18 protein-coding genes and 1 tRNA gene are annotated in these 22,403 nt (G+C 38.5%); 13 read left to right on the top strand and 6 right to left on the bottom strand.

All coding sequences use genetic code 11. The annotated features are described in order from the left end of the window. Positions 1–238 precede the first annotated feature (238 nt). Both AC6CHI_RS12735 and AC6CHI_RS12730 read left to right on the top strand, forming a co-directional pair. A complete protein-coding gene (locus AC6CHI_RS12735) occupies positions 239–2,293 on the top strand; it encodes a TonB-dependent siderophore receptor (protein WP_498121670.1) in 2,055 nt (684 codons plus the stop codon). A 2,419-nt stretch (positions 2,294–4,712) separates the two neighbouring features. Continuing rightward, positions 4,713–6,038 carry an NAD(P)/FAD-dependent oxidoreductase gene (locus AC6CHI_RS12730; RefSeq protein WP_498121668.1) on the top strand — a complete coding sequence of 442 codons (1,326 nt, stop codon included), beginning with the start codon at positions 4,713–4,715 and terminating at the stop codon, positions 6,036–6,038. 669 nt (positions 6,039–6,707) lie between these two features. Here AC6CHI_RS12730 and AC6CHI_RS12725 read toward each other — a convergent pair. Continuing rightward, positions 6,708–7,637 carry a LysR family transcriptional regulator gene (locus tag AC6CHI_RS12725; protein ID WP_498121667.1) on the bottom strand — a complete coding sequence of 310 codons (930 nt, stop codon included), beginning with the start codon at positions 7,635–7,637 and terminating at the stop codon, positions 6,708–6,710. A 173-nt stretch (positions 7,638–7,810) separates the two neighbouring features. Here AC6CHI_RS12725 and AC6CHI_RS12720 point away from each other — a divergent pair, with 173 nt between their 5' ends. From AC6CHI_RS12720 to AC6CHI_RS12710, 3 genes are all read left to right on the top strand, one after another. Next, complete coding sequence (locus AC6CHI_RS12720) at positions 7,811–8,755, top strand: dihydrodipicolinate synthase family protein (RefSeq protein WP_458892421.1); 945 nt, start codon at positions 7,811–7,813, stop codon at positions 8,753–8,755. Between the two features lie 171 nt (positions 8,756–8,926). Further along, positions 8,927–10,315 carry an MFS transporter gene (locus AC6CHI_RS12715; protein ID WP_498121665.1) on the top strand — a complete coding sequence of 463 codons (1,389 nt, stop codon included), beginning with the start codon at positions 8,927–8,929 and terminating at the stop codon, positions 10,313–10,315. Positions 10,316–10,401: 86 nt separating this feature from the next. Next, positions 10,402–11,748 (top strand): OprD family outer membrane porin, encoded by a 1,347-nt coding sequence (locus tag AC6CHI_RS12710; protein WP_498121663.1) that lies wholly within the window; start codon positions 10,402–10,404, stop codon positions 11,746–11,748. Between the two features lie 578 nt (positions 11,749–12,326). Here AC6CHI_RS12710 and AC6CHI_RS12705 read toward each other — a convergent pair. Continuing rightward, positions 12,327–12,402, bottom strand: a tRNA-Gly gene (locus tag AC6CHI_RS12705). 65 nt (positions 12,403–12,467) lie between these two features. Beyond that, complete coding sequence (gene cysS, locus AC6CHI_RS12700) at positions 12,468–13,889, bottom strand: cysteine--tRNA ligase (RefSeq protein ID WP_498121662.1); 1,422 nt, start codon at positions 13,887–13,889, stop codon at positions 12,468–12,470. 254 nt (positions 13,890–14,143) lie between these two features. On the opposite strand from cysS, the gene AC6CHI_RS12695 reads away from it, so the two are divergent. From AC6CHI_RS12695 to AC6CHI_RS12660, 8 genes are all read left to right on the top strand, one after another. Continuing rightward, positions 14,144–15,121, top strand: a complete 978-nt coding sequence (locus tag AC6CHI_RS12695) for a KpsF/GutQ family sugar-phosphate isomerase (RefSeq protein ID WP_498121881.1) — start codon at positions 14,144–14,146, stop codon at positions 15,119–15,121. Positions 15,122–15,124: 3 nt separating this feature from the next. Beyond that, positions 15,125–15,664: a KdsC family phosphatase gene (locus tag AC6CHI_RS12690; RefSeq protein WP_458892425.1), complete on the top strand. Its 540-nt coding sequence runs from the start codon at positions 15,125–15,127 to the stop codon at positions 15,662–15,664. 44 nt (positions 15,665–15,708) lie between these two features. Then, on the top strand, positions 15,709–16,263 hold the full coding sequence (gene lptC / locus AC6CHI_RS12685) for an LPS export ABC transporter periplasmic protein LptC (protein WP_458892426.1): 555 nt from the start codon (positions 15,709–15,711) through the stop codon (positions 16,261–16,263). Beyond that, complete coding sequence (gene lptA / locus AC6CHI_RS12680; RefSeq protein ID WP_498121661.1) at positions 16,247–16,813, top strand: lipopolysaccharide transport periplasmic protein LptA; 567 nt, start codon at positions 16,247–16,249, stop codon at positions 16,811–16,813. The genes lptC and lptA overlap by 17 nt, the downstream gene beginning before the upstream one ends. Further along, positions 16,813–17,559: an LPS export ABC transporter ATP-binding protein gene (lptB, locus tag AC6CHI_RS12675; protein ID WP_458892428.1), complete on the top strand. Its 747-nt coding sequence runs from the start codon at positions 16,813–16,815 to the stop codon at positions 17,557–17,559. Before lptA ends, lptB begins: the two co-directional genes overlap by 1 nt. A gap of 120 nt (positions 17,560–17,679) precedes the next feature. Continuing rightward, positions 17,680–18,276 (top strand): IMPACT family protein, encoded by a 597-nt coding sequence (locus AC6CHI_RS12670; protein ID WP_498121659.1) that lies wholly within the window; start codon positions 17,680–17,682, stop codon positions 18,274–18,276. Further along, positions 18,269–18,886, top strand: a complete 618-nt coding sequence (locus AC6CHI_RS12665) for a DapH/DapD/GlmU-related protein (protein WP_498121657.1) — start codon at positions 18,269–18,271, stop codon at positions 18,884–18,886. Before AC6CHI_RS12670 ends, AC6CHI_RS12665 begins: the two co-directional genes overlap by 8 nt. Positions 18,887–19,008: 122 nt before the next feature. Then, entirely contained in the window at positions 19,009–19,851 is an 843-nt protein-coding gene (locus AC6CHI_RS12660) for a universal stress protein (protein ID WP_458892431.1), read from the top strand. Between the two features lie 125 nt (positions 19,852–19,976). On the opposite strand, the gene AC6CHI_RS12655 is transcribed toward AC6CHI_RS12660, so the two are convergent. The 3 genes from AC6CHI_RS12655 to fdxA all read right to left on the bottom strand — a co-directional run bounded on the left by AC6CHI_RS12655 (position 19,977) and on the right by fdxA (position 21,943). Beyond that, entirely contained in the window at positions 19,977–20,642 is a 666-nt protein-coding gene (locus AC6CHI_RS12655) for an O-methyltransferase (RefSeq protein ID WP_498121655.1), read from the bottom strand. Between the two features lie 123 nt (positions 20,643–20,765). Continuing rightward, on the bottom strand, positions 20,766–21,482 hold the full coding sequence (locus AC6CHI_RS12650) for a peptidase M15 (RefSeq protein WP_498121653.1): 717 nt from the start codon (positions 21,480–21,482) through the stop codon (positions 20,766–20,768). A gap of 137 nt (positions 21,483–21,619) precedes the next feature. Beyond that, a complete protein-coding gene (gene fdxA, locus AC6CHI_RS12645; protein ID WP_004938070.1) occupies positions 21,620–21,943 on the bottom strand; it encodes a ferredoxin FdxA in 324 nt (107 codons plus the stop codon). Positions 21,944–22,403 lie beyond the last annotated feature (460 nt).

Genomic DNA, 22,403 nt, shown 5'->3' with positions numbered 1-22,403 from the left:
GTTGGGGTGACTTTTAAGAAACTTTTTTAAATTTGAGTTTGTAGCTGCATTCTTATATAAAATTGATTTTAAATAATTATATTTTATTTTTAATAAAATATAAGTTAAGCATATAGAACAAATCAATAGCTTTATGTAGATGATTTTTGTAATATACAATCATTATCATTAAGATTTAGCGAAACTTGTTGTGTTTAAACGTCGTCTATTACCTAGCTTATTACCTCTTAGTTGTATAATGCCTGTATTTGCTAATGATCAAATCAGTGCTCTGCCTACCATCAGCTTACAAGCGACGAGTTCTTCCGAAGATGCTGAAAAATCTTATAAAGTCAGCTCAGCCAGTTCAGCCACTCGAACCAATACTTCACTGAAAGAAACACCTCAAGCAGTGACGGTTGTTCCTGAAGCAGTATTAAAAGATATTCAAGCAACTCGTTTATCTGAAGCGCTGGATGTCGCAGGTGTAGGGCGGGCAAATAACTTTGGTGGACAAGGTTTAACGACCTTTACTTCACGGGGTTTTACCAGTGGCGAATATTATCGTAATGGTTTTCCTATTAACCGTGGATATCCGAATGCCCCTGATAGCAGTACCGTGGAACGCGTTGAAGTCTTAAAAGGGGCATCATCCAGTTTATATGGTCGTGGTGACCCGGGTGGAACATTTAATATTGTCAGTAAAACACCACAAGCAGAAAGAAAAACAACACTGGGATTAAGTGTAGATCAGGAAGGTCTATACCGTAGCACTGTAGATACGACAGGGGCTTTAACAGACGATGAAAGTCTTACCTATCGCCTCAATTTAATGGGTGAAAATGGGGATACTTATCGTGATCATGTCGATTCTAAGCGCTGGAATATTGCGCCTGTTATTCAATGGAAACCTACAGATGCGACCAAGCTCACATTAGAAGCTGATTTTTTACGTAATCAACATGCCTTAGATCGCGGTTTTACCCGTTATGAAGGACAACAAAAAAACTCTTTTGATTCCTCGGAATATTGGTGGGAGTCAGGCAAAGATCGAAATCGCTTATACAACAATAACGACATGCTACAGTTCCGCGTTGAACATGCACTCAACGAAGAATGGAAATTGAATGTTGGTGCTCAATATTTAAATGGTAATCTGCATGGTTATGCTGTTGAGGCCAATGGGGTAAAAGCCGATAGCAATGGTGAAGTCATTACTCGCAACTATAATTGGCGTAACTTAGATTGGATTGATAAGAATTTTCAAGCCAATGTGGTGGGTCACTTTGATTTATTCAATCTAGAGCACACCTTGATTTCAGGGATTGAGCTTGAAGAGTATGACTATAAATCTTATATCATCCGTTCTAAAGATGCTTTTGATCTCAATATCAATCAACCGTATGACACACTTCCATTACCAGAATTGGTGAATGTGACGACACATGACCGAGAAAAATTAAAAAGCCAAGCTTTATTTGTGCAAGATCAAATTCGTATCACAGATCGTTTAAATACGTTGATTGCGATGCGCTTTGAAAACTACCAACAAGATTACAGCAATTTTGTGAATAACACGTCTTGGTCTACGGACAATAATGCATTTATTCCACGCGTGGGATTGACTTATGACTTGACTGATCAATTCACAATTTACAGCAACATTAGTAAGTCATTTAAACCAAACTCTGGTGCAGATCGTAACAACCAAGGGTTTGATCCTGAAGAGGGTATTTCTTACGAAATCGGCTCAAAATATGCCTTGTTAGATAATCAGCTTTCATTTGATACGGCAATCTATTATGTGAAGAAAGAAAATATCTTAACACTTGATCCAGTAGATTCCACCAAAAGCATTGCCGCGGGTGAAGTGACCAGTAAAGGCTTGGATTTAAGCCTAGTTGGGAACATCACTTCTGAATGGAAAATTATTGGTAATTACGCTTATGTAGATGCTGCTGTTAGCAAAGACAATACGTTGGAAAAAGGTACACGTTTAGCCAATATTCCTCAGGATTCATTTAATCTATTGAGTATATATGAGTTTAAATCAGGCACATTCAATGGTTTAGGTTTAGGGATTAACCAACGTTATGTTGGTAGTCGTAAAGGGCAAACAGCCAATAACACCTACAACATGGGGAGTTATGCGACAACGGATCTTATATCTTATTATGATTGGAACAAAGATGTACGCTTAAGCTTTGATATCAAAAACATCTTTAACGAAGAGTATGATGACAGCGCCTTTAACCGTTATGTTTATCCGGGACAACCTCGTACTGCGAAGTTTGGAGTGAGTTATAGTTTCTAACAAGGGAAGCAGGTATTAAATATTTATACCTGCTTATTTGGGACTGCCCCTAATATCCTAGACATAGTGGCAGTCCAAGTCTTACTCACACGGATTATCAAGCAGTTAATTTCTAAATCATTTAATGCATTAACGAATTGAACGGGTATGATTTTGGCTTCGTAATTACGGCAGACTTATGAAAATGTAGAACAGAATAATAATTTTTCCCTCATTTATTGGCTCGGTTGTTAGAAGATCAATTGATGGTGCGAGCAATTTTAGGTGGCTATTATGTTATTCAATCAGCCATTAATAAATTCATATTTTAGATATTCACAGCTTTTTCAGAATTTGAACGTACAATAATTTGGGAAAGTCCAAAGGAAGACACTGCTAAAGCCAAGACTAAAGGTTTGTATAAGGGTCGAAAGCATCAAATAGATTATTTTCAAATAATACAGCGATGCCGGAAGAAAGTTGAACAATCATAAGGGGAGCAAAGGAATTTGGAGTCGGAGTAGCAACTGTTAAGAAAGCATTGAAGTTGGTAATTAAGAATTGTTTAGTAGACATAATTAAATTAGTAGAAATTTGATTAAAAAATAAGTGTGGAACGTGAAGAATCATTAAAAAACCGTTCCAGTATGTTGAGTACTGGAACGGATTTAACTAAGATATTGATGCTTATAGGGAAATTTCAGGCATTACGTATAACGTGCATTATGTTAATTTTAGGGAATCTTAAATTTTATAAGTAATTAAAATTTGATATTATTGTAAATAATTCTTAATTACATACATTAAAATGCAAACTGTAAAATACTATATCCATGAATTCTATATAAAAAACTCACTTCTATCTTTTTTAGCTCTCTGTATTTTGTCTGGAATTTTCAATTTTATTTTAGATAAAAATCTGTATTTACATGAATATATACCACTTGGAATAGCTACCTTTATCGGAGTATTAGGATTGATAGCAATTGGATATTGCAATGCCTTAAGTGCTTCTAAAGAAGAAAAATCCAAGGCGTTATTTGTGCATATCTTTTTAATACTATGCCTTTTTATAACAGATAGTATTTGGAGTGAATCTAGCTTTCTAGTAATTATCTTAAGGAACTTAGCTTATTTCGTACTTTTAGAGCTCGGTGTTTTCATTTATATGAGAAGAAATAAAAAATTTAGCACTCAATAGAAAGATGAAAATAAATGTAAAAATTCAAGTGGATTTTATTACTGGAAGATGGATCTAACCTCTCCATTTAACATAATGGCCGTTATACGAAGTACACTTGTATATTAATATAAATATCAAATACTTAAAAATTATACTCAAGTTAAAAAATACCCAAAAAGCCGACTTTGAAACAAGTCGGCTTTTTGTTGAACCAATTTGTTACTTACAGTCAATAAGGTTGATCAAAAAACACTCATATTTTAACTTTTCCCTGATAACTCAATACATCCAGTCCCGAAACTATCCGCAATTTCTGCGGATAAACCTTGGGGTAAGTTTTGAGCAATGTTGTACGCTCAGGCTGACATGAATTAAAGACCATTGCGTCTAGGCCACTATGGGGATTTTTTATATGATGAGGATATAGAGAACAGGATGTTCCAACACATAAAATAATAATGATAAGTGCGACACCAGGACGTGAGGTATGACAGGAGTTATACCAAGTGAACCAATACGAAAAAGCCCAACAGGATGTCGGGCTTTTTTATTGTCTAGAATTCTAGTGGCTATTCAGAGAGGGTTTAATGGGGCCTGAACTGCTCAATTTAGCTATCTTTTATTCATTTCAATTTAGCCCTTAAAGTCTCAACTTTTACTTCAAAGTTCAATGCTCATTTTGAGAATGGCTTGCAATATCTTAGGCATTTTAAGCTCTGAGCATGAAGGTCTTTTTGCTCGACGATCAATCATAACCATGAAGTTTAAAGCGGTTTTGTATGAAGTATATGAAATAAAAATATTCAAAAAAACAAAGATGAGAACATTCAAATTTAATTGTTGAATGTTTATTTATTAATTTATTCGACTTTCTTAACCATTTGGTTAGGAAAGCATGTGCCTAGAATCTTAATTTTATTGATATTTATTGTGATTGAACATTGCAAGAGCTGAGAAAGTGCGTTTGGAATCCTATGATTCTAAATCTTAAAAATAATTGAAAAATTTAAATGTCAATAGTTAATCACCCATTTCAAGTCTCGAGTTTAGTATTTTTAAATAAAATATATATTAAAAACAGTATTTTATGTTTGTGTGTTTCATTTATTTCTAAATAAAATGTTGACTATCATCTTTTTTTATCTTTTTATAGTAGGATACATTTTGAAACAACTTCTTGAGTTTAAATGCCTAAACAATTGCTTGATGAATATGAATCGTACGTTTTGTATTCATCAAACAATTGGAGCGACAACAATGCTGTATAACAAAATAGAAATCGGACATCCTAGAAAGCGTATTGTGATTGTGGGTGGGGGAGCTGGTGGGCTTGAGCTTGCCACTCGTCTAGGGAATCGCTTGGGGAAAAAAAATAAGGCCGAGATTATCTTGGTGGATGCTGCTTTGACGCATATCTGGAAACCACTTTTACATGAAGTGGCGTCTGGTACTTTAAATTCTCATGAAGATGAACTGAATTATTTTGCGCATGCCAATAAAAATAATTTTGAATTTTTCTTGGGTAAGATGATCAATATTGATCGGACGCATAAAACGATACAACTTGAAGAATTAAGTTCTCATCATGGTGAAAAAATCGCACCTAGCCGTTCACTGTCGTATGATATTTTGGTGGTTGCAGTTGGCTCGACTTCAAATGATTTTAATACGGAAGGGGCTAAAGAAAATTGTGTGCGTTTAGACTCACGCGCTCAGGCAGATTACTTGCAAAAAGAGTTTTTAAATTTATATTTGCAAGCACAAGCGAACAGCTTGATTGAAAATGATAAGCCAAGCTTACTCAATATTGCCATTATTGGCGCAGGTGCTACAGGGGTTGAATTGGCGGCAGAATTACATTTTGCTGCGCATCAATTCTGTCGCTATGGCCTAGACAGTATTGAGCCAGATAATGTGCAAATCACATTAATTGAGGCGACTGATCGTATATTGCCCGCACTGAATCCAAAAATTTCAAATCTGGCCGAGATTGAATTGCTCAATATGGGAATTTATGTCAGAACCAAGAGTCGTGTGAAGAAAATTGATGAAACGAATATTTATTTCGATGATGGATCACAACTGTCAGCCGATTTAAAAGTATGGTCAGCAGGGATTAAAGCTCCCGATTTTTTAAATAATATTGCAGGGCTAGAAACCAATCGGATTAATCAGCTCATCGTTAAACCTACCTTGCAAACGACATGTGATGAGAGCATTTTTGCTATGGGCGATTGTGCAAGCTTTACCCCACACGGTCAGGATCGTCCTTTGGCACCGCGCGCTCAAGTTGCTAATCAACAAGCCATTTTTTTAGAAAAAGCATTATATGCATATGTAATGGGTCAGCCACTTCCTGAATTTGTTTTTAAAGACAAAGGATCATTGGTGTCTTTAAGTGATCGGAATAGTGTTGGGCATGTGATGGGAAATATCAACATTGAAGGATTTTTGGCGCGTGTCATGTATATGTCTTTATACAGATTTCATCAAATAGCACTGCACGGCTTATTTAAAACCAGTATTTTGATGTTAAAAGATATTTTGTCTAAGTCTTCTCGTCCGCAATTAAAAATGCATTAATTGAACAAGGTGGCACTGTACAGCAATGTGCAGTTGCCACCTTTTTAATGGTTTGTTTATAGCAGTAAAATTGTGCAAAGATTAAAAATTGAATTAACTCAATGAGCGCTATTCGACTTTGTTGTATAAACCTGTCCATAAACGCTTATGTAGCTATATAATTTTCAAATGAATAAGCCTGTATCGAAATTTACCGTACAGCGAATTGGTCTTCTTGCAACCGAATGCTAATCCCTCATGGGAATATCAGCATTTGGTTTGATTCCACTGGATCGTGGTGTGGCTAATCGGGTGGAAAACAAGGTCAAAATCAAACCTATTTAGATGTGGCTATTCAAGGTATTTAATGATTAAAGCTTTATTTTGATGGTCTTGATGTATGGTCGATGGTTTGGTTTAAGGCTTGATTGAATCATGTGGATTTAATTGAAGCGCTTCTGATTATTTCTCTTTCTGTAAAAGATTAAAGCATCTTGAGATTACGATTCGATCTCCAAAGAGTCGTGGTGGATTTCTCCTGCTTATAAAATGAGAAGTACTGCTTCGCAGGGTATAAAAAACATCAAGCTGAATATTGTCACCAATCGCTGACTACAATGGCCATCAATTTTAGTGCTTGAATTTAAGGGAGATAGTTAAATAGCGAGCTATTTAAATCAGATTCTTTTACTAATTTAAAGAATCATCTCTGACACTAGAAAAATCGAGGTCACCTGACTTCAATATATCTTTGATTATATCAATCACTTTTCGACAGGGTGGTGTTAAATAAGTATGTGGTGACATGGATAACGATAAATAGCGTTTAATATTGGGATCTATGATTTTGACTGCGGTAAGTCCCTTATCGGGGGCATGGTTTTTAATTGCTTGAGGGCCTAAAATGCCATAATAATTGCCACTTTCAATTAAATGCATTTGCATACTGATGGAGTCGGCTTCAAAAGCAATATTAAGGGTGGTTTGTTTTTGGCGTGCAATATTTTCTAAATGAGTGACCCAACTATTTGGTCTGCAAAAAGTAACTAAAGGTAATCCATCAAGCTGTGCAAAATTGATGCTCATATTTTTTAATAAAGGATCTTCTTTTTTGCCAACTAAATAAGTTTCTACTTCCGCTAAATATAAATCTCCATTTTGTGAAGCGGAATTAAATCGATAGTGTAAAGATAAATCGACAGATCCTTCTTCAAGCCATTTTTCTAATAAGACACCTTGACCTTCACGTACTGAGAGTTCGATTTGAGGATATTCCTTTTTAAGTCGATGACTAACAGTTGTAAGTAGTGGGTGAGCAGTGGAGGGAATGCTACCAATTCGCACTTTACCGATTAAATTCTTACTCGAATGGTGAATATCATTTTGTAATTGTTCAGTGAGTTTGACCCAATGACGGATTTTAGGAAGTAAGAATAAGCCTAAATCCGTGAGAGTGACCCCTCGACCTGTACGATGAAATAAGCGTCCACCACAGAAATCTTCTAACTCTTGTAATTGTCGACTGATGTGCGGTTGGCTGCTGTTATAAAACTGAGCCACTTTACTTAAACTACCTAAATCATTTGCATCTAAGAATAATTTCCATTGCATGTAGTTCACTTAATCCCTCCTGTGAGATATACCAATTCAGTATAGCTGAAATAAGAAAATAACGGATTCTCGAAAAAAATGATACATCCTATACTTTAATCATAAAGTTTAAATATTCAATTAAATTATTGAATTATATTAATTTTATAACTTTAACTTGATGATTTACAAGGATGCAAAAGATGAGCATTGATTTACGCGGTTTAACACCAGCCCCTGTGACTCCATTTACTCGTGATGGTGCTGTTGACCATGCTGCGATCCAACGACTAGGTTCTTGGCTTGGTAGCATTGATGGAGTTAAAGGTTTGGTTGTTCTGGGGCATGCAGGGGAAGGTACATTCCTCTCTCAAAAAGAGCAGCAACAAGTCATTGAAAGTTTTGTTAAGTCGGTAGATAACAAGATTCCAGTCATTGCAGGAATTACTTTAGAAGGAACTGAAGTTGCTGCACAAGAAGCTAAGCGTGCAGTTGAAGCTGGCGCCGCTGCTGGTCTGGTTTATCCATCACATGGCTGGTTACGTTTTGGTTATCAAAAAGGTGCTCCACAGGATCGTTATAAGGCTATTTATGAAGAGAGCGGTCTACCTTCCATTCTTTTCCAATATCCAGATGCGACTAAAGCCACTTATGACTTAGATACTTTATTGGATATTTCGGCTCAACCAGGTGTTTTTGCGATGAAGAATGGCGTGCGTAATATGCGTCGTTGGGATGTGGAAATTCCAATTATTCGTCGTGAACGCCCAGATTTACAAATTCTAACCTGTCACGATGAATATCTATTACATACCATGTTTGATGTAGATGGTGCATTAGTCGGGTATGGCAATATCGCGCCAGAACTTTTAATTGAAATGATTAAAGCGGGTAAGGCTAAAGATTATGCAAAAGCCCGTGCGATTCATGATCAACTTTTGCCAGTGACACGTAATGTCTACCATCGTGGTTCACATATGGAAGGAACGGTGGCATTAAAGCATGCGCTGGTTGCACGTGGAATTTTGGATCATGCAACAGTACGTTCGCCATTATTGCCGCTAGCAGAAGGAGCAGAGCAAGAGATTCATGAAGCGATGCGATTAGCGGGTATTGCTAAAGTGTCTGAAAAACAGGCGGTTGCTTAATACTATAAGGGCTAACATTTTACGTTAGCCCTTTTATCATGTACGCTGCCTGAGGCAAATTTCGGACATGAACTAAAAATAATAATTAAAAAGTACGACATTGCTGGTGACAGGTAGTTGCAGCGAATAACAAAGAAACTACGAGGAACGTAGTTGATAAGGAGATTGAGGATGACAAATCTAGCAGACATGGAGTTAATTCATCATCATCAACAAAAAAATGCTGAAATTATTGCAAGACTAGAACGAATTCCTGTGACGCGACGCTTGCAATTTATGCGAGTCACGATTGGTATAGCAACATTTTTTGATGCCTATACTGTGCTCGCAATTGCCTTCGCTTTACCTCAACTGATTAGCGAATGGCATTTAACCCCTGCATATGTAGGCGCAATTATTGCTGCTGGATATGTTGGTCAATTATTTGGTGCTGTTTTCTTTGGATCACTGGCTGAAAAGGTCGGTCGGTTAAAAGTTCTCTCATTTACCATCCTGCTTTTTGTTGCGATGGACATCGCCTGTTTATTTGCCTGGAGTGGCCTATCATTATTAATCTTTCGATTCTTTCAGGGGGTCGGAACGGGTGGGGAGGTGCCTGTCGCTAGTGCTTATATTAATGAGTTTATTGGTGCGGAAAAACGAGGCAAGTTTTTCTTATTGTACGAAGTTTTATTTCCTTTGGGATTGATGTTTGCAGGAATGGCTGCTTATTTCTTAATGCCTATATACGGCTGGAAGGTCATGTTTATCGTCGGGCTTATTCCCTCAGTGTTGGTTATTCCTTTACGATTTTTCTTAAAAGAATCCCCGCGCTGGTTAGCGTCGAAAGGGCGTTTTGAAGAGGCCGACCGTGTAGTAACGCTTTTTGAACAAGGGGCTGTAAAAAGTGGAAAAGTTCTACCTGAGCCAATTGTGAAGGAAATTAATCCACAATCTATGGCAAAAACTGATTGGCGTGAATTGTTTAGAGGGATCTATCGTAAGCGTACGTTCACGCTCTGGGGTATGTGGTTTTGTGTCTATATGGTGAACAATGCAATGGTGACATGGCTACCATCACTTTATAAGCAACATTTTGGTTTATCTCTACAAACCAGTTTAGGCTACGGTTGGATTACTTCTGGTGTTGGGGTTATTGCTTCGATCATCTGCGCGTTAATGATTGATAAAGTGGGGCGTCGCCCTTGGTATACTGCGGCATTCTTTCTAGCCATCATTCCATTAATGAGTCTGTCTATACTTGGGGCGAAAACAGCTACAGAGGTTGTTGTTCTGGCATCTTTAAGTTATGCAATTTTACAGACCATTTCTTTCTCTTTGTATTTATATGCTGCCGAATTATATCCAACCAGACTAAGAGCCATGGGGATTGGATTTAGTACAGCTTGGTTACGTGCGGGATCTGCAATTGGACCACTCATGGTTGGGCTTGTAGTATCGGGTTATGGTATCCAATATGTTTTTAGTGTCTTGGCTGTGGTTGCATTAGTTGGTGGGCTTGTGACGTTCTGGTTTGCCATAGAAACCAAAGGTCAAATGCTCGAAAAACTCTCTCCTTAAACAACTTTTTGACTCTCTAGGGTGAATTTTGCCTAACGATAAAAGTTAGGCAAAAGGTCATTCATGCCTAAAAAAAGGAACTTTAAATGAATCCATATATTTTATGTGGGGTGGTGGGCTGTTTTATATGTACATGGAGTAATGCAGAACAGCCATCTCATTTGGGTACATTAGAACTAAAACTAAATACTCGTTATTGGAATGATGAAGGGATAGCTCATCCGACCTTAAATAATGCTCACCCTGCTGAAGTCGGCTATGAGCAAAGTGCGTTAGGGGCTGAATTTAATTATCGATCTAACTACTGGGCAAACTGGTTGGGGATGGATGGATCGTTGTATGCAGTGATGAAATTATTCGACTCAGGTAAACCTACAACCCAATTATTAGAACTTCAGCCAAATGGAAAATTAGATCAAAATTTTGCAACTTTGGGTCAACTGTTTCTTAAGGCCAAAATTTTAGAGATTGGTGAGATTAAAGTCGGGCGCCAAATGCAAGATTCAATACTACTTAAAAGTACAACGAATCGTGCAGTTCCTGATACATTCTCAGGAGCTAGTATGAAGTTAAAACTTAATGATCAGGTAAAGACCTATATTTCTTATTATGATCGGTGGAAGCCACGCAGTATGGATTCTTTTGAAAAATTGGTCACAGATAATAATGAACGAATTTCTTATGTTGGCGTCATTGGTGGATTATATCAGGCTCAGAATGTGAGTATTGCAGCGGAATATCTAAAAAGCAAAAACTATTTGGAGAAGTATGGCGTAATACTTCAATACAAACTTCCGGTGGCAGAGAACAATTGGCGCTTGAGTAGTGGTGCATTTTTTTCTCGTGATAATGGCAATTTGTTCAAATGTGGTGCTGAATTTGATTTAGATTGCGTTAAAGGGCAAGAGATTGATAACCGAGGGCGAGGATATTTCTTGGATCTGAATTGGTCAAAGCAGAATGTTGAGGCGGGATTTGCTATTTCTAAATTTGATGGTTTTTGGTTGGAAGATAGTTTTTCTACATCTTCTGATCGTGCCAATGTTTTAACGCAAGACCATGGTACAAATCCATTTCCTACCTCTTCAAGCATTGGACCTGATTTTACTAATAATGATGAAACAGCTATTGCATTTCGGCTTAAGTATGATTGGAAGGATACGATTAAAGGTCTAAAAACAGAAGCTAAATATATTTACGGTTTTGGAGCGCATCAAAGCAATATTAGTAGTGATCTTGAAGGAAAAGAGAAATTCTTGGATTTAACGTTAAGTTATGCCATTCCTTGGGTGAAGAACATGGATATTCGCTACTCTTACTTAAACTACGACTCAAAGTTTAAAAAAGGGCAGTTGGGAGAAAAAATTAACGGTATGACTCGTAAAGATTGGGATCAGCATCGTTTTTTAATCAATTATTCACACCAATTTTAGGACAATGGTAGTGGTTTAGTCTTTTGACTTGGTGAGGCTAGGGCTGCGAGAGTGGTTGTAAATGAACTTGTGGTCGAGTTGGTTATTCCATAATGGATGTGGTTGTAATCAAACTTATTCCGATATCGCTATTCAATGCTGTCTTGTAATCAAATCTCTATTTTGACTCTCTTTACGCATGGTCACAGGTTTTGAGCAGAGCTTTTTTAAATTTGTGGTCTTGATTTGAGTAGCACTAGATTATTCGGTGATAAATTATTGGCAAAGTACTTTTCAAGTCAGATTAACCAAGTGCATGTGAGGTATTGTAGTCTTAAATAAATTCACAGAATTAGGGTAATCTCACCCTCTGGTTCTGACTTTAATGTAAGTGATATAGGAAAGATTTAGCTTATAAGTCTTTGTACAACAAAGCTGTTGAGCGCCAAGCAATCTACCAGCAGAATAGTTGAAAACTAAAAAAAGGGGAGTTTTGTAATGTTGCTTTTTGGAGTGTAAGAATTTCTGATGATAAATAAATTTATTAAAAAACAATAAGAAAAAAGCCCCCATCTTTCGATGAGGGCTTTTTCGTATTTTGGAGCGGGAAACGAGACTCGAACTCGCGACCCCAACCTTGGCAAGGTTGTGCTCTACCAACTGAGCTATTCCCGCAATATGGATGTGCATTATAGAGAGTTTTAATAAGCTGTCAACTCTCTATATGCACAACTGCTGAATTAATCAGCACGACGCCATACAGTACCTTGACGGGTATCTTCTAAGACTACACCTTGGTCCAGTAAAGACTGGCGAATGTCATCTGCCTTAGCAAAATCTTTGGCTTTTTTCGCATCTTGGCGCTGTTGAATCAAATCTTCAATTTCAGATTCAGACAAGCCTAAAGCTTCTTGACCAATATCCGATTTTAAAAACTCTTCAACATCATGCTGAACCAAACCTAAAATGTTGGTGAGGTGACGAAGTGTTGCATAGAAGACAGCAGCTTGTTCAGCATTTTCTTCTTTTACAGCGCGATTTAGTTCTTTGTTGATTTCAAACAGGACAGCAATTGCTTCTGCGGTATTAAAGTCGTCACGCATTGCAGCATTAAAGCGTTCAACCAGAGTGTCATCTAATTGTTCAACTAAATGGTTGCCATAAACTTGTTGATACGCTTTAAATGAATGATAGAAACGGCTTAAGGTCGTTTTTGCTTCTTTTAAGGCTACATCAGAGAAGTTCACAGGGCTACGGTAGTGTGAAGACACAATGAAGTAGCGAATCACTTCGGGATGGAATTTATCCATTACATCACGGATGGTAAAGAAGTTGCCTAATGACTTTGACATTTTCTCGCCATCAACATTAATGAAGCCAACATGCATCCAATAGTTCACATATTGTTCACCCGTCGAAGCTTCACTTTGGGCAATTTCATTTTCATGATGCGGGAACATTAAGTCAGAACCACCACCGTGAATATCAAAATGGTTGCCTAGGCAGCACGTCGACATTGCTGAACATTCAATATGCCAACCCGGACGTCCATTACCCCATGGTGAAGCCCAAGCCGGTTCATTTTCTTTGGCGTGTTTCCACAATACAAAGTCAAATGGATGTTTCTTTTCTACTTCAACATCGACGCGCTCTGAAGCACCTGCTTGCATATCTTCAAGCTTGCGACCAGAGAGACGACCATATTTGGCAAATTTTTCAACTTGGAAATACACATCGCCATTGCTGGCAGGGTAAGCTGTACCTTTATCGACTAAGTTCCCAATCATGCTTTGCATTTGGTCAATATAGTCAGTGGCACGTGGCGCTTCATCAGGATGTAAACAGCCCAAGTTTTCTGCATCTTCATTCATCGCCTGAATAAAGCGATCTGTCAGAGCAGTAATACTTTCACCATTTTCATTGGCGCGTTTAATAATTTTGTCGTCAATGTCGGTAATGTTGCGGACGTATTTGACATTCCAGCCCTGACTACGCAAAAAGCGAATAATGTAGTCGAATGCAACCATCACACGTGCGTGCCCGATATGACAGTAATCGTAAACGGTCATACCACAGACATACATATCGATATGACCTTCTTTACGTGGCACAAATTCTACTTTTTTACGTTGCTCTGAATTGTATAGAACAAAAGGTTGCATAGGGCTTTCATATTGCGATAACAAAAAGATGGTTCATCATAACGTAAGGTCCATGATTCACAAAGTTTTATGCGTTATTTTTATAAGCAAGTGAAAACTTATACATTTAGAAACGTGTGAATTGCATAGATATGATAAAATTGCGAAAATTCTTTTTTACTTGATACAGGGTAAATCATTATTGGATTAATGATTAAATACCCTAAAATAAGCTCATATTGAGTTTAAGGTTGCCAACGTTGAATCTACAAACCATGCCGAATCCAATCGATTTTCAAAAAGCCGCATTAGAAACTTTGCGCATAGAAGAACAAGCATTAGGCGTTTTAGCCACTCAAATTGATGAGCGTTTTAGTCGTGCTTGCGAAATTATTTTACAGTGCAAAGGTCGCTTGGTTGTGACAGGCATGGGTAAGTCTGGTCATATTGGTCGTAAAATGGCGGCAACCTTTGCTTCTACGGGTACACCATCTTTCTTTATGCATCCAGGTGAAGCTGGACATGGTGATTTGGGTATGTTGGTACGTGGTGATGTACTGATTGCGATTTCAAACTCGGGCAAGAGTGATGAAATCATGATGCTCATGCCATTGATTAAACATCTTGAAGTGCCTTTAATTACCATCAGTGGTGACGATACAGGGCCTATGCCACAAAATGCAGATGTGGCACTGACTTTGGGCAATATTCAAGAGGCTTGTCCACTTGGTTTGGCCCCAACTTCGAGTACGACTGCAACCTTAGCTTTGGGTGATGCTTTGGCCGTGGCTTTATTGGAAGCGCGTGGCTTTACCGCTGATGATTTTGCGCGTTCGCATCCTGCGGGTGCTTTGGGCAAGCGTTTGTTGTTGCATGTAAAACACTTAATGCATACAGGCAATGAGCTGCCAAAGGTTGCACCTGAAACCCCAATGAATAAAGTGTTATATGAAATTTCAAACAAGCGTTTGGGTTTAACCACAGTTGTAGACAGTGAAGATCGTTTATTGGGGATTTTTACCGATGGGGATTTACGTCGTCTCATCGACAAACAGCAAGGTTTTGATGTCAATCTTCCAGTTTCGCAAGTAATGATTCAACATCCAGCGACAATTTCACAGGAAGCACGTGCTGTGCAGGCCTTAGAGAAATTACGCGATAAAAAAATTAACCAATTTGTGGTGGTTGATAATGCCAATAAAGTGATTGGTGTAATTAGCATGCATGACCTAATTCAAGCAGGGGTAAATTAATCCATGGCATCTTATGTGTTATTAGAACAAGCACGTCATATTCAAGCGTTAGTGTTAGATGTCGATGGGATTTTAAGTGATGGTTTTGTGACCTTAACCAATACAGGGGATGAAATAAAATCCTTTGATATTCGTGATGGTTTAGGCATGAAATTGGTGCAAAAGTCAGGCATTAAAGTGATTATTATCACTGGGCGTAAAAGCAATATTGTTGAAAAACGAATGTCGGACTTGGGTGTAGACTTGGTTTTCCAAGGGCGTGAAGATAAAGGTGTGGCTTTACGTGAAGCCTGTGCACAATTAAATCTTTCTCCTGAAGACTGTCTGTACATGGGGGATGATTGGCCCGATCTGTCTGCTTTTGCAATTGCAGGTATGAAAGTCACTGTACCCAATGGTCATGTTGAAGTACGTCGCCGTGCTGACTTGGTTACTCAGGCCATGGGTGGTCGTGGTGCTGTGCGTGAAATCTGCGATATGCTCCTGATGGCAAAAGGTACTTACCAAGAGCTACTTGAAAAATTTATTTCAATCCCGCATTAATGTTTATATACGTACATAATTGTTTTTAGTGAAGAACCACACTTATGGATACCAAAGTTTTATATATCACGGCGATTGCAATTGCTGCTGTAAGTGGTGGTTATTACTATTACAGCGGTAAGGGAAATAAATTAGAAATTGAATCTGCACGGAGTATGACCTATTCGGCAGAAAAAATTAATTTAACCCAAACCGATGATGCTGGAAATCTCTATGTCCGTGCTCAAGTCGACCGACTGGAGCAAGATATGCAAAAGCAAACCTCTAAGCTCGAAAACTTGAATGCTTCTATGTATAAAAATGGCGCGGTTGATGCGACTTTTTTTGCCAAACAAGCCAATGGGTATGAGGACAATAAAAAAGTCATTCTGTCCCAGCAAGTTGTTGCAACTAAATTGCTTGATCAAGGGCAAGGGAAAATGCAATTTCTGACAGATGAACTGACAGCATTTCCACAAACACGTGTCATTGAAACAGATCATCAAGTGACTGTTCAATCTCCTCAGGCAGAATTTATCAGTCAGGGATTGAAAGCCAATTTGAATGATGGTCAATACGAATTTTTTAATATTCGAGGAAAGTATGAACCAAAATCTTAAGTTTCAAGCTCATAAAGCTTTCCTTAAAAAAGCGGCAGTACTCAGTATCGTTATTATGGCTGCATCTTCTGCTTTTGCGATTCCTTCAGATCGCAATCAGCCGATTTCCTTGGTGGCTGACCGCGCGACCTTTAATGAAAAAACAGGCATCACCACTTATTCAGGCAATGTCATTATTGAGCAGGGCACCATGCGTTTACAGGCAGCGTCAATTGTTGCTAATCTAAACCAGAAAAAACAAATCAGTTCAATTACTGCATCGGGTTCACCTGCGCGTTTCCAACAGCAGCTCGATGCCAATAAGGGCTTAGCCAAAGGTCAGGCCCAAAAAATTGTGTATAACGCTGAAACAGGCATCATCACCATGTCTGGTGGTGCATTGTTGGAACAAGATGGCGCGAGTATTCGCGGGAATACCCTGAAATACAGTATGAATAAAGGGGATATTGAAGCGATAGGAACACCAAACAGCACAGGTTCATCATCAGGTCGTGTACAAATTGTGATTCCATCTTCAAGTACTAAATCCTTCCCAGGAGCGCGTGATTAATGGAACAAGTTGATACTGCAACACAAACGCTTTGTATTAAGCATCTTGCCAAAAATTACAGCAAACGTTGGGTCGTCAAAGACGTTTCTTTTAGCATGCAAAGCGGGCAGATTGTGGGCTTGCTTGGTCCGAATGGTGCGGGTAAAACCACCAGTTTCTATATGGTGGTAGGACTGGTACGTATGGATAAGGGTGAAATTCATCTGGATGATTTGGATATGTCCGATCTTGCCATGCATGAGCGCGCGCGCAAGGGTATTGGCTATTTACCGCAAGAAGCTTCTATTTTTAGAAAACTGACCATTTCTGAAAATATCATGGCGATTTTGGAAACCCGTAAAGATTTAAACAAGCAACAACGTCAACAGCGTTTAGTGGAATTATTGGCGGACTTTAAAATCACGCATATTAAAGATTCTTTAGGCATGAGTGTGTCGGGTGGTGAGCGCCGTCGTGCGGAAATTGCCCGTGCTTTGGCAGCAGATCCGAAATTTATGTTGCTTGATGAACCTTTTGCTGGGGTCGATCCAATTTCAGTCAATGACATCAAAGACATTATTCGTACGCTCAAAGATCGTGGCATTGGGGTGTTGATTACCGACCACAACGTGCGTGAAACCTTGGCGATTTGTGAGCGTGCTTATATTGTCAGTGAAGGTTCTGTAATTGCTGAAGGTACACCGCAAGAAATCTTGGAAAATGAAACAGTGCGTCAGGTCTACTTGGGCGAAGACTTCATGGTCTAATCACAAGGTTTGATGATAATTCGTATAAAAACCTCCATTGAAATGGAGGTTTTTTCTTAGGCTTGTGTTTCAATATAGTATTGAACCTTACTTTTTTCTATCTGTTATTTCCTGTCTGATATGCCATTTACCATTGCTGCCCAAGTTACTTATGAAGAAGAAATCAAAAAAAGTCGATTTCAAGCGTTTGCTGTGCCTGTAGAAAACGAGCAGGAGGTGAAGGCTTTTCTCGAGGAAAATCGTGATTTAACCACGACGCATCAATGTTGGGCGTGGAAGATTGGGCATCAAGTCCGCTTTAATGATGATGGGGAGCCTTCGGGGACAGCTGGACGTCCGATTCTTGCCACCATAGAAGGCAATGAGCTGACCAATGTGTTAGTGATGGTGAATCGTTGGTATGGTGGAGTGAAACTCGGCACTGGCGGTTTAGTGCGTGCGTATGGTGGGTGTGCAGGTCAAGCGCTACTATTGGCAGAGAAAATTGAACTGATTGAAAAGAAAGTAGCGCATTTTGCCTGTCAGTTTTCAGAATGGCCGATTTTTCAATACGAGTTAAATCAGCAAAGCATTGACTATCAGGAACAATACACCGCAGATGGAGTCAGCGTACAAATTCAATTACAGGTTCATCAGATTGCAGAATTAATGGATAAAATTCGTGATGTGACCCGTGGCAGAGAGCAACTCAAGGTGGTAGAAGAGCAACATGACTGAGCAAGATCCATTATTAAAATATCGTGAGCAGCATAAGCATCGACTCAATTACATGCCTTGGCTGTACTGGAGTTTAAAACCGAAACACCGTGCTTGGGCGGAGCAATGGCAGAATGAATATCAACAATATTTAAGAGAAATGGAAACGGTAGAGATTGGTCAAAACTGTTTTATTTCTCCCTTGGCACATATTTTTGCCGAACGTGGGCGGACCATTCGCATTGGTGATAACTGCTTTATTGCTGCAGATTGTACCTTGCATGGTCCTTTGGACATCGGCAATGAAGTCGCCATCAATCATCATTGCATTTTAGATGGTGGGCGTGCAGGGATTAAATTGCATGATCAGGTTCGTATTGCTGCATATAGCCACTTGTATGCATTTGATCATGGGATGCAACTCGATCAGCCTATTTATCAGCAACCCGTACGTTCGCAAGGGATCGAAATTGGACGAGATGTCTGGCTCGGTGCTCACGTTGGGGTCAAAGATGGGGTGAATATAGCGGATCATGCCATAGTCGGCATGCAAAGTATGGTCACCAAAGATGTTGCGGAAAGAGAGATTGTCGCGGGTAACCCAGCTCGCTTTATTCGTTACCGTGAATAGAATAATTGTTTATTTTTCATCACTCTCGGTTACACAAAAGATGCCAACTCTCATATAGATGTGCTAAGTTTAGAGTCAACAACTAGACCTATAGTCCCCAGAGGCTAATTGAGAGGCATACAATGAAACGGGTAATAGCTTGTATAGATTCTTCTCCTTGCATTAATGCGGTCGCTGAAGCCGCGGCTTGGATCGCAAAACAAACTCAACGCGAACTCGTGTTATTACAAGTGTTAGATTACTATCCCGCAAGCTACCATTTAGGTGAAATCAGTGGGGTGATTGGCTTTGAAAGTAATGCCATGTTACTGAAAGAACTCGCTGAGCTTGAACAAAAACAAAGCCAATTGGCACTGGATTACAGTAATAATTTACTCAACCACATTTCTGAAATGGTCAAAGAAAAATATGACCTAGAAGCAACCCATATACAAGAAAAAGGGGATTTCCTAGAACAAAGTTTTCATGTGCTCCAAGAGGATGATATTGCGGTTATTGGTCGTGTAGGGGAGCGCTCAGCAGAACGTAACAAACCGATCGGTGGCAATGTCGAAAACTTTATTCGTGGTGTGAGTAGTACCGTTTTAACAGTAGGAGAAAACTTTGTTCCTCCGACACGTTTTATTTTTGCTTACGAGTATTCGCCTACTTGTGTGAAGATGATGCATCGCATTGCACAAAGTGATTTATTGCGCTTATTGCAATGTCATTTACTGTATGTGGGTGATCATCCTGAAATACTAAATGACCCTTCACAATATTTAAGAGATGCTGGCTTAGATGTAGTGGTTGAATATCGTTATGGTGATGTTTCAGAAAACATCTTGGATTATCAGCGAGAACATGATATTAAATTAATTGTCATGGGCGCATTTAGCCATAGCAAGCTTCATCAATTCTTCTTAGGCAGTATTACCACCACTATATTCAGGAATTCAACAGTACCGCTTTTAGTAGCGAAGTAAATATTGAAACATTGAGTGTTGAATATAGTTATCCGCATTATATGTGGATAACTATATGGATAGGATATGTAAACGTCTGTATTTTAAAGTGAAAATACAGAAGGTTGTTTTTTGCTCGCTATCGGTTATTTTACAATCGCAATTGCGAAACCATCATGACCTTTACTCCCTACAGTTTGCAGCGCAGTGCAAGACAAGAGTTTTGGATGATTTTGAAGGCGTGCAAAGGTTTCGCGTAAACCCTCGATACTTGGTTTGTGATTATCTGGATTGATAATGTCGCCTGCACGAATCACATTGTCGAGTACAATCACCGTACCGGAATGCGATAAACTCAAGCTCAGCTCAAGATATTCAGGATAACTTTGTTTATCTGCATCGATAAAAATAAAATCGAAAGGTTCAAAATCCGCAGGTAAGGCTTTAAGCACATCTGCTGCGCGTCCGACTTTTAATTCAACCGTTTGGGGTAAATTTGCACGGTCAATATTTTCTTGACCGAGTGCGGCATGTGTATCTCGACCTTCAATGGTGAGAATATACCCATCTTCAGGTAAGGCGCGCGCTAACCACATGGTGCTATAAGCGGCAAAGGTTCCGAGTTCAAGCACACGTTTACATTGATTCATCTGAATCAACATTTGTAAAAGCATTCCTTGATTTGGCGCAACAGCAAGGTGGTCAGGAAAGCCTTTTTGAGCTGTATTTTCAAGTGTTTGTAAAAGAATAGGATCTTCTGGAATTAAATGTGTATCGATAAAATTATCGATCTCTGACCACATTTTTTGCATAATCTTGGCGCCTAAAATTTGAATCAGTGCATTTTAAACTTTTCTAGACAGAGTGCAATTCTCTGTCTAAATTAATCAATGAAAATAAAAACAGAGGTCAAAGACCTCTGCGAAATTCAGCATTTAATAATTACACATGGATGAGTAGCGGCTCAAATCTGGTCCCCAAGTACGATAACCTTGAGTGTCGATGTGAATTTGTCCAGATGAGTATAAGCCTAAGCCCATATTTAAACTTTGACCGTGCTGTTCCCAGAACTGGCAGAGTTTAAATTTAGTATGTTCAATATAGGCATAATCTTCAGGTTGTGGGTATTCAGGTCCGATACGAAAGTCGATTGCGGAGTTGAATAGATGACGAGAAGAACTCGCACCACCAGCACATTGATTGAGGGGCAAGTCGCGATACACCGAGGTCACTTCAAAATCCGTGAGTACCTTCGCTGCAACTAAATATTTAAATACACGTAGCGTCGGAATTAAGTTATTCCATAATTCACGTGTTGGGATCATATATTGCGAGCGACCACATTTTTGCCAGTCACGTGCTGTTCTTAACAATTCGAAGCTAGGAACAATGTTCCCGACATTATTTTTGTCTAAGAAAATCTCGTACTCACGCACATTTCTTAAGTTGTTACTTACTGCAACCCAGCTATTATAGGTATAAGGAATGATCTTTGGTGGAATAGGGCGTTCGATAATGACACGCTCTTGAGGTATGTAAATACGCTTACCATGAGGAGTGCCTTGCACAGATTTATGAGGAGATGAGCTGCATCCAATCATAACCAAAGGGATCATACTCAAGCCGAGCAAACCCTTGAAAAAATGCTTCATGTATGAAAAATCAAATGCTTAGAAATATAGTTGCTTATTTTAATCGAAAATACTTAAGTAAATTTGGAAATTTTGCAATCAAATGTGTGCTTTTGGTATAAAAAAAGATCAGCACAATTGCTGATCTTTTTTAAGGCTTATTTTTCCAAGTATTGTAACTTGTCTGCTTTACCATTCCATTCTTCACGGTCCGCAGGTTGGTCACCGATTTGAGTAATGTTTGGCCATTTTTGTGCAAGTTCAGCATTTAGCTCAATAAAGACTTCTTGACCTTCTGGTAATTCATCTTCTGAGAAAATGGCATTTGCTGGACATTCTGGTTCACACAATGCGCAGTCGATACATTCATCCGGGTTGATCACCAAGAAGTTAGGACCTTCGTAGAAACAGTCAACAGGGCAAACTTCTACGCAGTCTTGATATTTACATTTAATACAGTTTTCAGTGACAACAAAGGTCATGGCGACAGCTACCTAAAAATATGGTTTTAATTACTCATGACGTATTTTAGGCAAAAAAGTACTGAACTAACAATTGCTTTTATTGATATTTGTTATTCAATTGCATGAAATACATCTAAGTAAATGATAATCAATCTAAATAAAGGCTTTAAAAAAGACCACTTTGACGCATGTTTAAATTAAATATATATAAAAAACAATGTATTAGAGTTGTTTGTTTTATTGTAATATTACTCTTAACTTCAAAGTGCATCAAATTCTACTGATTAAGTAATATTAAATTCATTTAATTATTATGTAATAAACGATTATTTCTTAACTAGAAATGTTTATTTCCTGAGATTAACTTTAAAAGTTTCATTGCCAATTTATGTCACAAAGTGCCCTAAATTTAAGATCAGCACTGGCTATAGTCGCTAATTTTTTATACTATACGGCAAACTTTATAATTACGACATTA

The sequence above is a fragment of the Acinetobacter sp. GQ146 genome (genome assembly GCF_059758585.1).
Note: the sequence above shows the minus strand (reverse complement) of the source record. Positions and strands in the feature narration are given on the sequence as shown.

Coding starts and splice junctions, on each gene's coding strand:
- AC6CHI_RS12720 (WP_458892421.1), top strand. CDS start 7,811: ATGAGCATTGATTTACGCGGTTTAACACCAGCCCCTGTGACTCCATTT.
- AC6CHI_RS12695 (WP_498121881.1), top strand. CDS start 14,144: ATGCCGAATCCAATCGATTTTCAAAAAGCCGCATTAGAAACTTTGCGC.
- AC6CHI_RS12735 (WP_498121670.1), top strand. CDS start 239: ATGCCTGTATTTGCTAATGATCAAATCAGTGCTCTGCCTACCATCAGC.
- lptB (WP_458892428.1), top strand. CDS start 16,813: ATGGAACAAGTTGATACTGCAACACAAACGCTTTGTATTAAGCATCTT.
- AC6CHI_RS12710 (WP_498121663.1), top strand. CDS start 10,402: ATGAATCCATATATTTTATGTGGGGTGGTGGGCTGTTTTATATGTACA.
- cysS (WP_498121662.1), bottom strand. CDS start 13,889: ATGCAACCTTTTGTTCTATACAATTCAGAGCAACGTAAAAAAGTAGAA.
- AC6CHI_RS12715 (WP_498121665.1), top strand. CDS start 8,927: ATGACAAATCTAGCAGACATGGAGTTAATTCATCATCATCAACAAAAA.
- lptA (WP_498121661.1), top strand. CDS start 16,247: ATGAACCAAAATCTTAAGTTTCAAGCTCATAAAGCTTTCCTTAAAAAA.
- lptC (WP_458892426.1), top strand. CDS start 15,709: ATGGATACCAAAGTTTTATATATCACGGCGATTGCAATTGCTGCTGTA.
- AC6CHI_RS12650 (WP_498121653.1), bottom strand. CDS start 21,482: ATGAAGCATTTTTTCAAGGGTTTGCTCGGCTTGAGTATGATCCCTTTG.
- fdxA (WP_004938070.1), bottom strand. CDS start 21,943: ATGACCTTTGTTGTCACTGAAAACTGTATTAAATGTAAATATCAAGAC.
- AC6CHI_RS12655 (WP_498121655.1), bottom strand. CDS start 20,642: ATGCAAAAAATGTGGTCAGAGATCGATAATTTTATCGATACACATTTA.
- AC6CHI_RS12730 (WP_498121668.1), top strand. CDS start 4,713: ATGCTGTATAACAAAATAGAAATCGGACATCCTAGAAAGCGTATTGTG.
- AC6CHI_RS12665 (WP_498121657.1), top strand. CDS start 18,269: ATGACTGAGCAAGATCCATTATTAAAATATCGTGAGCAGCATAAGCAT.
- AC6CHI_RS12660 (WP_458892431.1), top strand. CDS start 19,009: ATGAAACGGGTAATAGCTTGTATAGATTCTTCTCCTTGCATTAATGCG.
- AC6CHI_RS12670 (WP_498121659.1), top strand. CDS start 17,680: ATGCCATTTACCATTGCTGCCCAAGTTACTTATGAAGAAGAAATCAAA.
- AC6CHI_RS12690 (WP_458892425.1), top strand. CDS start 15,125: ATGGCATCTTATGTGTTATTAGAACAAGCACGTCATATTCAAGCGTTA.